This is a genomic window from Marinospirillum sp., from assembly GCF_014859565.1.
Genome location: NZ_JACUUA010000132.1, coordinates 1 through 9,771, shown reverse-complemented (window position 1 = coordinate 9,771; position 9,771 = coordinate 1). Strand labels below are relative to the sequence as shown.

8 protein-coding genes are annotated in these 9,771 nt (G+C 45.0%); all 8 read left to right on the top strand.

The genetic code is table 11. The annotated features are described in order from the left end of the window. Positions 1–272: hypothetical protein (locus IBX50_RS14070; RefSeq protein ID WP_292256858.1), on the top strand; the 272-nt coding region annotated here is incomplete at its 5' end. 56 nt (positions 273–328) lie between these two features. Further along, positions 329–2,020 (top strand): dynamin family protein, encoded by a 1,692-nt coding sequence (locus IBX50_RS14065; protein ID WP_292256856.1) that lies wholly within the window; start codon positions 329–331, stop codon positions 2,018–2,020. A 16-nt stretch (positions 2,021–2,036) separates the two neighbouring features. Further along, the gene (locus IBX50_RS14060) at positions 2,037–3,743 is read left to right on the top strand and encodes a dynamin family protein (protein ID WP_292256854.1); all 1,707 of its coding nucleotides are present in this window, start codon (positions 2,037–2,039) and stop codon (positions 3,741–3,743) included. Positions 3,744–3,757: 14 nt separating this feature from the next. Further along, positions 3,758–4,357, top strand: a complete 600-nt coding sequence (locus IBX50_RS14055; RefSeq protein WP_292256852.1) for a hypothetical protein — start codon at positions 3,758–3,760, stop codon at positions 4,355–4,357. 31 nt (positions 4,358–4,388) lie between these two features. After that, entirely contained in the window at positions 4,389–5,936 is a 1,548-nt protein-coding gene (locus IBX50_RS14050) for a dynamin family protein (protein ID WP_292256850.1), read from the top strand. 26 nt (positions 5,937–5,962) lie between these two features. After that, positions 5,963–7,393: a hypothetical protein gene (locus IBX50_RS14045; RefSeq protein ID WP_292256848.1), complete on the top strand. Its 1,431-nt coding sequence runs from the start codon at positions 5,963–5,965 to the stop codon at positions 7,391–7,393. Positions 7,394–7,396: 3 nt separating this feature from the next. Next, on the top strand, positions 7,397–9,514 hold the full coding sequence (locus tag IBX50_RS14040; RefSeq protein ID WP_292256846.1) for a dynamin family protein: 2,118 nt from the start codon (positions 7,397–7,399) through the stop codon (positions 9,512–9,514). Between the two features lie 9 nt (positions 9,515–9,523). Then, positions 9,524–9,771 (top strand): hypothetical protein (locus IBX50_RS14035; protein WP_292256844.1); only part of this gene is annotated, 248 nt, incomplete at its 3' end.

The window sequence follows — 9,771 nt, the reverse complement described above, 5'->3', positions numbered from 1 at the left end:
GTGGAAGAAATCAAACAAACGCTGAACCAGCTAAATGGTTTTTATGGCACAACACAGGGAGCAGCAGAATGATCAAACCTCAGCCTTTTGAACTGATCTGCAAACAGTGCGGCTGGAGCAAAACCTTTGCCCCGAGAAGCGATGTGTTCATGCCAGGACACGACTATGTAAGCAATTGCCCCAAGTGCGGGAATAGTGAGTTGGAACATAAAGCAGCAGGGCCAGTGAAAGGCTTGCTGGCAGAGATGCAAGCGCATTTGAATAAAAAATAATACCAAATAGCACTTAACACTTTATAAGCACCAAACAATTAAAGGAGTAGGACAATATGTATCCGCAACATGAAAGCTTGCCACAGGCAACAGCTGTTAAGAATAGCCTACCTAAGCTGGTGCACCTTTATGGCCAATATGAAAAATCAAGCATTGAGCTTAGCCGCATTGCTGCTGAAGCTGAAAAATTTACTATCAGGGTGCCACTTGTTGGTGCTTTTAGCTCTGGTAAAACAACCCTGGTCAATGCGCTAATTGGTGAAAAGCTATTTGCTGTTGAAGTAAATCCGGAAACAGCTTTGCCGGTTGAGCTGACGTATGCCCCTAAAATACAGTTCATAGGCTACACACCTGATGGACAAACTCAAAATCTCAGTCATGAAGCTGTACGTGCGCAACAATTTTCGAGCCTCCTACCAAATGGTTGGCTAGAAGCAAGGCTACCAGCAGGACACCTTCAGGCAATCAGCCAGCTAACTCTAGTTGACATGCCCGGATGGGACTCAGGTATTGACCAGCACTCCAGGGCAATTGATAGCTACTTATATCGAAGCCTGGCTTACTGTCTCGTTGTAAGTGCAGATGAAGGTAACCTCAGAGATAGTTTACGTGCATTTGTATCTGAGCTAGCCGTTCGTAAAATGCCTGCTATTGTCGTTATCACCAAGTCAGATAAAAAACCGCAAGAAGATGTGGATGCTGTTCAAAAACAAGTCACGCTAGAGGTTACAAAAATACTTGGGCAGCCTCCTTTAGGTGTTGTACAAATATCAGCACGTAAGAATCAGATACAAAGTTTTGTGGAGCTTCTGCTGAGCTTGCAGACACGGGTAGGCGAAAGATATTCAGCAGCAATTGTTACACCCCTTCTGCGTGACATGGCAGGTTTACAAAAACGGCTTGAGACACTTGCAAACCAGGAGAACCTGAATGAAGAGCAGCTCAATGCGCAGAGAAAAGTTCTCGAAACGGAAATGCAGCAGTTTGCTGACCGTGTTCAAATGGAAACACAGTCGTTAGATGCACAACTTGGTCCGGCAGCATCTAAAATCATCCATCGCATCGAAAGCAGTTTGCTTGCCCAGGTAGAGTCACTTGCTGCACAAGCCATTAATGGTGCAGATATAAAAGGACCTATCGGAACAACAGTGCGTCTGGCAGTTTCAGAGGGCATACAAGAAGAGTTTGCACCTAAACTTCAGCGTTATTTTGATCGTATAGAGCAAGACTTACCAGAAGTGCTAAGCATTGATACGACATTAGACCTTTCAGGTGATGGTTTAGAGAAAACTGATAGTTTAAAAATTAACACTTCAGGAATTCAGCAGGTAATCACATCTATTTTGCCGCTAATACTTACAAAAATAACTGGCCCTATTGGCTTAGTTGTAGGCGGTATCATTTCCTTGTTTGTCAGCTTGTTTGGTGGGGCTTCGTCTAAAGAAGATCCAGCTGCCAAAGCTGAAAGTGTTAAAAATCAAATAATCAATAAGGTTATACCGGATGTAAAAAACCAAATAGACCTAACCCTGCGTCAACAGCTAAAAAAACAAATAGAAGAGGCAAAAGAGCAGATAATTGCAGCCACAGAGCTTCAAAACCAGCAGCACAAGCAAACGCTTGACCAGCTTGAAGAAGAGCTTAAGAAAGGACGCGAAGAATTTGAAAAGATGCGCAGCAAATACCTTGCTGACTTACAGGAATTAGAGTCAATAAAAACTGATTTGAGCGAAGTAATAATCTCATAAAATAACAGGAAAAATCATGAATGAGCTCACCCAGGATGAACTATGGGCACGCTATCTATTAGTTTGCCGTGCAAGCCATGCCGATTCTGACACCAGCCCAGTGCAAAATGAGCTGGCCGATGAACTGTCGAAGCTGAAAAAAATCATCACCCATGAACTGCCGGAGTTAGCCCGGCAGCGCAGCCCACACAACTTTACCGAGCTGCATCAGAACCTGATGCTGGAAATGGAACGCTTTCACGAGTTTTGTGAGTTTCCGCATCTGGCAGAAAAGGTAGTAGTGGGCTTGGGTGGTGCTTTCAGCGCCGGTAAGTCCAGCCTGATCAATGCCCTTTTAGGTCAAAAGCGACTGGCTACCGAGGTGGATCCCACCACCTCTTTGCCGACTTATCTGCTGCAAGGTGAAGCCGAAGCCATTACCGCACTCAACCTCTTTAAGCGGCGGGTGGAACTATCACAAGAAGAGTTTTTAAGCCTGACGCATGATGAAAAAGAGCGTTATGGCAGTCAGGTTTCTGCACTTTTGCAGTCAGCTTTTATCAGTCTGCCGGACTTTCCTTTTAAGAATCTGGCACTGCTGGATACCCCCGGCTATTCCAAGCCTGATGACAAGAGCTGGAGTGATCGCACCGATGCCAACCTGGCTCGCGCCCAGCTCAATTCGGCGCAGTTTATTATCTGGGTGGTTTCCGCTGAAGCGGGAGTGATTTCAGAAAATGATCTCAAGTTTTTAGCTAGCTTGCGGCAGGATATTCCACGCCTGGTGGTGATCAGCCGTGCCGACAAACGTACCCCCGAAGATATGCAAAAGATGGTCGAACTGGTTCGCACCACTATGGAACAACGCGCTCTGCCAGCGGTAGCTGTGTTGCCTTTTTCCAGCCGTAAGAAAAAAGACTACCCTGTAAAACCAATTATCAAGCACCTGCAACGCTGGAGCGCAGAACCGAGGGCGCTACCATTCAAAGTAAACTTTATGAGTCAGCTAGCCCTTTTTGAAGGTTTCCTAACGACGGAGAAAAAGCAAGCACAAAGAAGGCTTGCACGATTAAACCGTATTTTAACACTGGTTGATGACCATGCTGCACTCGACGATCTTACTGAGCTAAAGGCGATAGCTGGTGCCGAAGTCAAAAAAGTAGAACTCTTAAGAAATAATCTGCAGATCATCGAATCAAACTTTATCACTTTACTGGAAAGTATTGGCCATAGTTTACACATGGACTTTTCAGATAAAAAAACAGCACAAAAAAGTATACTTGATGCCCTAGTAGAGCATCGAAAACATTTAAAAAAAAGCGAGCCAAATTACAGTGCCGACTTTGCAACTTTAAAGAAAGCTGCCATCAGTGCAAAAAAAGAATCGGACTGGGGCATTCAGTTTATAACCATAAAAAATCTAGCTGAAGCTGAAAGAATATTTATCGCAGCAACAATATCCGAATCAATCAAGGCAAATGGCTATATAAACCAGAAGCAGTTTTCTCAGCTTGAGAAAATGATAGAACATTTTGGGCTAAAAGAATCTGCCTCTGAATTATTATCAGCTTCATTTTTAACCGGATATAAAGTTGACAGCAAGCTAATCAACTGTTTTGAAAATGAAGATGTTTTTGCTGAATTCGCTGTAAATCTTATTTTCTTACTGTCCCTTAACGAAGGATTCAAAGAAGAACACTCGGTTATATTCTCAGAAATAAATAAGATTTTCTGTCAAAAATAAAACTGGAGCACGTCATGAAGAAAAGAAAGCTTACAGATCTATTTAAGCTAAAGAGAGAAAAAAATAGCACAGAAAAAATTGGTTTTTTTAGCTTATTTAAGCGAAAAAAACCAGCCGAAAAAACACCCAAAAAAGCAGATGCTACGAAGACCAAAAAATCACTATATGAAATTATTGAGCATTATGAAGATGAAATCAAAACAAAGAAAGGGATTTACAGCAGAATAATTACACCAAAGGAGCTGGAGTTTGAAGTAATGAAAAGCTTAAAGCGATCTGAAAAAATAGAGAAGAATATTGCAAAATCTTATGGTTTCACAGATGAATCGAATAAATCTGATTCAATAATGGTGGATCTTGCTGTCGACGGAACAGTTTTTGGTAGTTTTAAGAGTGGGATTGCTCTAGCTCAAGGAAGAATCTATGCATATGCAGGCATGCTCACAGAAAGAGACTACATATCTTTAAATAATGTAAATAAAATCGAATGCGAAACATACAAAAGCAGTACAGATATTTATATAAACAACACTTGCTTTGTCAGTCTTCTTAAGAGCCAGCATGATGAAATAAAGCTATTTTGTAAAGTAGTTAACGACTACATCAACCAATAAAGTCAACCCTATTGAACATGTAAGCAACCAGATGATTCTTGAACGCTACAACCTTCTAAGCCGCGCCAGCCATGCCGATCCAGACACCAGTCCCGTGCAGAACGAACTGGCCGATGAATTGGCGAAGCTGAAAAAAATCATCACCCACGAACTGCCGGAGTTAGCCCGGCAGCGCAGCCCGCACAATTTTACCGAGCTGCATCAGAACCTGCTGCTTGAAATGGAACGCTTCCACGAGTTTTGTGAGTTTCCAGATCTGGCGCAAAAGGTAGTGGTTGGATTGGGGGGTGCTTTCAGTGCCGGTAAGTCCAGCCTGATCAATGCCCTTTTAGGTCAAAAGCGGCTGGCGACCGAGGTGGATCCCACCACCTCTTTACCAACCTATTTGCTACAAGGTGAAACCGAAGCCATTACCGCACTCAACCTCTTTAAGCGGCGAGTGGAGTTATCACAAGAAGAGTTTTTAAGCCTGACACATGATGAAAAAGAGCGTTATGGCAGTCAGGTTTCCGCGCTCTTGCAATCGGCTTTTATCAGCCTGCCGGATTTTCCTTTTGAGAACCTGGCACTGCTGGACACTCCCGGCTACTCCAAGCCTGATGATGCCAACTGGAGTGATCGTACTGATGCCAATCTGGCGCGTGCTCAGCTTAATTCAGCGCAGTTTCTTATCTGGGTGGTTTCCGCTGAGGCAGGCACCATTTCAGAAGATGATCTCAAGTTTTTAGCCAGCCTGCGGCAGGACATCCCGCGCCTGGTGGTCATCAGCCGTGCCGACAAGCGCACCCCCGAAGATATGCAAAAGATGGTCGAACTGGTTCGCACCACGCTGGTGAAACGTGCCCTACCAGCCTTGGCGGTGTTGCCTTTTTCCAGTCGCAAGAAAAAAGATTATCCGGCTGAGCCCATCGTGCAGCAGCTGCAAAGCTGGAATGCAGCACCACGCGATCTGGGTTTTGCGATTAACTTCAAACGCCAGTTTGCAAGCTACCAAAAATTTATTGAAAGCGAACAGCGCCTTGGGCACCGCCGCCTAAATCGGCTCAACCGCATTCTAACCCTGAGTGAAGAGGCCGAGGTGCTGGAAGATGCCCAGGAACTCAAGCAAATCGCGCAACACGGCTTGGATGAATTGCAAAACATCGGAGAAAACCTCTACAACCTACGCCAGCGTTTTTTTCAGGGCTTAAAAAATCTTGGTGATTATCAGGGCATCCCCCTGCCAGAACCCCAGGATATTGACCTGCTGGATTTACAAAATGTGGACTTGTCACAACTGTTAAGCCAAATAAGAGAAGGGCAGGGCTTACCAGAAGTTGATTATTCATCGCGCTGGTTAAGTTTGACAGTCAAAATCGAGTCCAGCACTGTATTACGCCGCTTAATGTGTATTTCTCCCAGTTTGGCTCAGCTAACAGTTCAATACAAACCTATGAATATAAAAGCACTGTTACGTCACCCAGCTTACATTGCACCCAGCCTGTCCATGTTAGCCATACCTGGTGAAGCAGTTCATCGAAACAGGCTTATGGGTCAACTTCCGCACCCCGAAAATCTGTTTCATTCACGACTACTTTGAGTTCAGATGCAAAAAAAGGATGTTCTATGACCATCAGTAATATCAATCTACCTCAGCTACTGGCTGATTTAGATGCACTGCGCATTGAAGCCTTACCGCTGGCAGAACACGGCTTGGCAAATTTCGATATCCATGTGCGTGAGTCTTATGCCGCCCAGTTGGCAACGTTGCTGCTGGTAGAAAATACCCCCAGCGAAAATCAGTCCCGACTTTTTTGTCAGCTGCTGGATGCATTAAACCTAGGTAGCGATGCTTACCCACGTCTACTAGAGCAGGCTCAGAAAACCAATCAGCAAAGCCTTCGTGAGTTCTTGCAACTGGTAGAAGAACACCAACTCGCGGCTAGCTTTATTGTTGATGGTTTAGTGCTTTGCCGGCTGGATGAAGCTTTAACCGAAACACAAAGTCAGGTTTTTTCTGAATACACGCAACTGATGCAAGTACAAGAAACAGATCTGATCCACTATGTTCACCTGGCAGCCAAGGTGCTGGGGTTGCCCAGTGATGATGTGCTACCGACTACTTTTGATTTTACCGGCTACAAGCTTCAGATTTGGAAAGAGTTTTTCTATCGTGAGCTAACTCAAAAAATGCTGGACGAAGGTTTTGATTTGGATAATGGACTTTGGGTCGTAAAAACAGAGTTAACAGCGGATACTTTTATACTGCGTGATGCCGTTATCCGCTGGGATGGAGAACTGGCAAAGCTAAACATAAAAGAAAGTCTTAAATTAACCAACTGCATTGTTACTAACCCTCTAGTGAGGGCGATCGGTGATGCCTCTATTGAGTTATATCAATGCGAAATTAAGGGGTGGCAACCTCTAGAGAAGAAGATAAGTTCTTTTGTTCTTGAGCAGGGATCTATCACCATAGAAAACTGCAATATACAACTAAAAAATTCTCGTGTAATTTACAAGTCAAGTACAAAATCCATTGTAAAAATTACCGATACGAAATTCGTCAGTTGTGGCAATTCAAATTTATATGGCGGTGTGTTTTTTGGTCACTCCAGCGATCCTTACTTCATACAGGTACACAGGTGTGATTTTATCAGCTGCACAGCTGAAAACGGCGCTGTGTTTTGTCTTTATTATTTAATAGGAGAAATAACTGGCAGCCTATTTGAAAACTGCTTCAGCAAATACTTTGATGCAGAAAAAGCAATAGCCAAACCCGACCTATACATGGATAAATCACATGCCGTTCTAACCCATAATGCTGGCAATAGCAATGGAAGCATCGATTTTTCAGATAACACTTTAACGTACTCCTCAGTTCTTTCTTATAGCAGTAGATTCCGAGGATCAAAAAACAAAATAAACAACTCATTTTTTATTCATTACTTATATCGTGAACTTCCAAACTTAAACACCGAGGCTAATGACTTCGAACGAGAACTTATTATTAATAGAAATACAAATATTAACTGGGACAAGATACGTAAAGAGGATTAATTAATGAAAAAATATGAAAAGAAGCTTCAAGAAAAACTGAAACAAATACAACAACTCCTGCCTACAGCGGAGAGTTTTCCTGAGTGGCAGGCATTACAAGAGCTAAAACCTGAATTTGAACAAAAGTTGGCTCGTTTTAACCAGCAACAGCAACTGCTCAGTATCGGCATTATGGGGCAGGTAAAAGCAGGCAAGAGCACTTTTCTAAATGCGCTGCTGTTTAATGGTCAGCCCATTTTGCCAGAAGCCGCGACCCCTAAAACTGCCAATCTCACCCGTATCACCTACGGCGAAAAGCCCCACCTAGTGGTTGAGTATTACGCCCCAGATGAATGGCAGGAAATCGAAAAACTCGCCAAAAGCGGCGCTGATCACAGCCAGGCCAAGGTTTCCAAGGAACTGGTAAATATGGCCAATGCCAATGGCCTGGATGTGCAGCAAATTTTATCCCAAGGCAGTGAGCAAACCTTCCACACCCAGAATACCGATGAGCTGCTGGATAAACTCAACCAGTTTGTGGGGGATAACGGCCAGCATACTGCACTGGTGAAGATGACCCACTTGTATCTGCCCCGAGAAGAGCTGCGCGGTTATGAAGTGGTAGACACCCCCGGCATGAATGATCCAGTACAAAGCCGCACCCAGAAAACCCGCGACTATATGGGTCAGTGTGATGTGGTCTTCTTCCTGTCACGTGCCAGCCAGTTTCTGGATCAATCGGATATGAACTTGCTGGCAGAACAGCTGCCTTCCAAGGGCGTGAAACGCATGGTGCTGGTCGCAGGACAGTTTGATTCGGTGATTCTGGATGATGGTTACGACCGCGATTCTTTACAAGCCACCGAAACCAACTTGAAAACCCGCTTAGGCCGTGGTGCCGCCGAAAAAATGCAGCAACTGGCTGAACAACGCGAGCAGGCAGGCAATGCAGAGGCAGCCAAACTATTACGCAGCATGAAGGAGCCAGTTTTTGCCAGCACCTTTGCCCACGGTTTTGCCCAGTGGACGCAAGAGTCCTGGGGTGACACCATGAAGCATGTTCACAAGGAATTGGTGGAAATGGCCGAAAATGAATGGGGCAACTACCAGTTTACCCATGAGGATTGGCAGCGCATCGGCAACTTCCCCGCGCTGGTTGGCCACTATGAAGCTGCCCGTGAAGATCGTATTCAAATACTGGAACAGCAAAAGCAAGGGCTGCTGCCAGAAACCGAGAAGCAGCTACAAGAAAGACTGCAAAGCCTGCACGAAGCCGTTGAAATGCGCCATGTACAACTCAAAAAGGGTGATTTGCAGGAGCTGAAAAAGCAGCAGCAAATCTGCGAAAGACGCATTCAAAATATGAATGCCACCCTGCGCACGCAGGTTGACACCAATCTTGAGCAAGCCCGGATCGCTGCACGCGACCTACTCAACCAACTTCAAGCCTCCATTCAAAGCTATTCCCAGCTTAAAGCCAGAACAGGCACCAAAACGGAGCGCGAGAGTTACGAAGTCAGTACATCGACATGGTATAAGCCCTGGACCTGGGGTGATTCGGAAACACACTACCGAACCTACTCTGTCAGCTATGAGTATTTGAGTGCTTCCGATGCTGCCGAGCAAGTGCGCCAGTATGCACGGGAAACCTCGCTGGAAATTGAGCAGGGCTTTAACCGTTTAATCAACGCTCACAAACTTAAGGCTGACTTGCGGCGCACTCTTCTTAACGAACTGGATACCGCCAGCGAAGACTTTGACCCACAACAGTTTCGTAACCTCTTGAGTCATACTCTGGACAGGTTAGAAATTCCTGAGCTTCATCTAGATGCAGGCGATATGACTCAGATGATCAGCCAGCATTTCAAGGGGGAAGTCACCAGCAGCAGCGAAAAAGAAGAGCTTAAAGATGCACTGAACGAAGCATTGCATGAAGTGTTCAGCCACATGTCAGATACCTTCCGAGAAGCTGCTAAAGACCTTTATCTGCAACTGGAAAACCTGCGTGATGGCCTGGCCGAACAGCTAACTGAGGATGTACGCAAGGAGTTGAAGCAGGTTGAAGCTGACTTCCAGCAACAAACTGAAAAACTGGCATCTTATGAAAAGCTGATCAACGATATTAAGAAAATGATCGGATAACCACCTTAAATGATGTCAGCTACAACAACCGGAATTATCCTCGTTCACGGTTTTTACTCAGATGCCAGCGCCTGCCATGCTTTAGCGCGGGTGCTGGCAACAGAGTATCCGGTTTATCCAGTGGATCTGGGGTTGACCTATGATTCACTGGAATCCTGCATTCATCGCCTGAAGGATCATGCAATAAAGTTGCTGGAGCAAGCCAAGGTGAGCCGCTTGTGTTTTATTGGGCACAGTACCGGTGGCGTAGTGATACG

What these genes read in the sequence shown, in the direction of transcription:
- IBX50_RS14065 (WP_292256856.1), top strand. Translation starts at nt 329, where the DNA reads ATGTATCCGCAACATGAAAGCTTGCCACAGGCAACAGCTGTTAAGAAT.
- IBX50_RS14060 (WP_292256854.1), top strand. Translation starts at nt 2,037, where the DNA reads ATGAATGAGCTCACCCAGGATGAACTATGGGCACGCTATCTATTAGTT.
- IBX50_RS14055 (WP_292256852.1), top strand. Translation starts at nt 3,758, where the DNA reads ATGAAGAAAAGAAAGCTTACAGATCTATTTAAGCTAAAGAGAGAAAAA.
- IBX50_RS14050 (WP_292256850.1), top strand. Translation starts at nt 4,389, where the DNA reads ATGATTCTTGAACGCTACAACCTTCTAAGCCGCGCCAGCCATGCCGAT.
- IBX50_RS14045 (WP_292256848.1), top strand. Translation starts at nt 5,963, where the DNA reads ATGACCATCAGTAATATCAATCTACCTCAGCTACTGGCTGATTTAGAT.
- IBX50_RS14040 (WP_292256846.1), top strand. Translation starts at nt 7,397, where the DNA reads ATGAAAAAATATGAAAAGAAGCTTCAAGAAAAACTGAAACAAATACAA.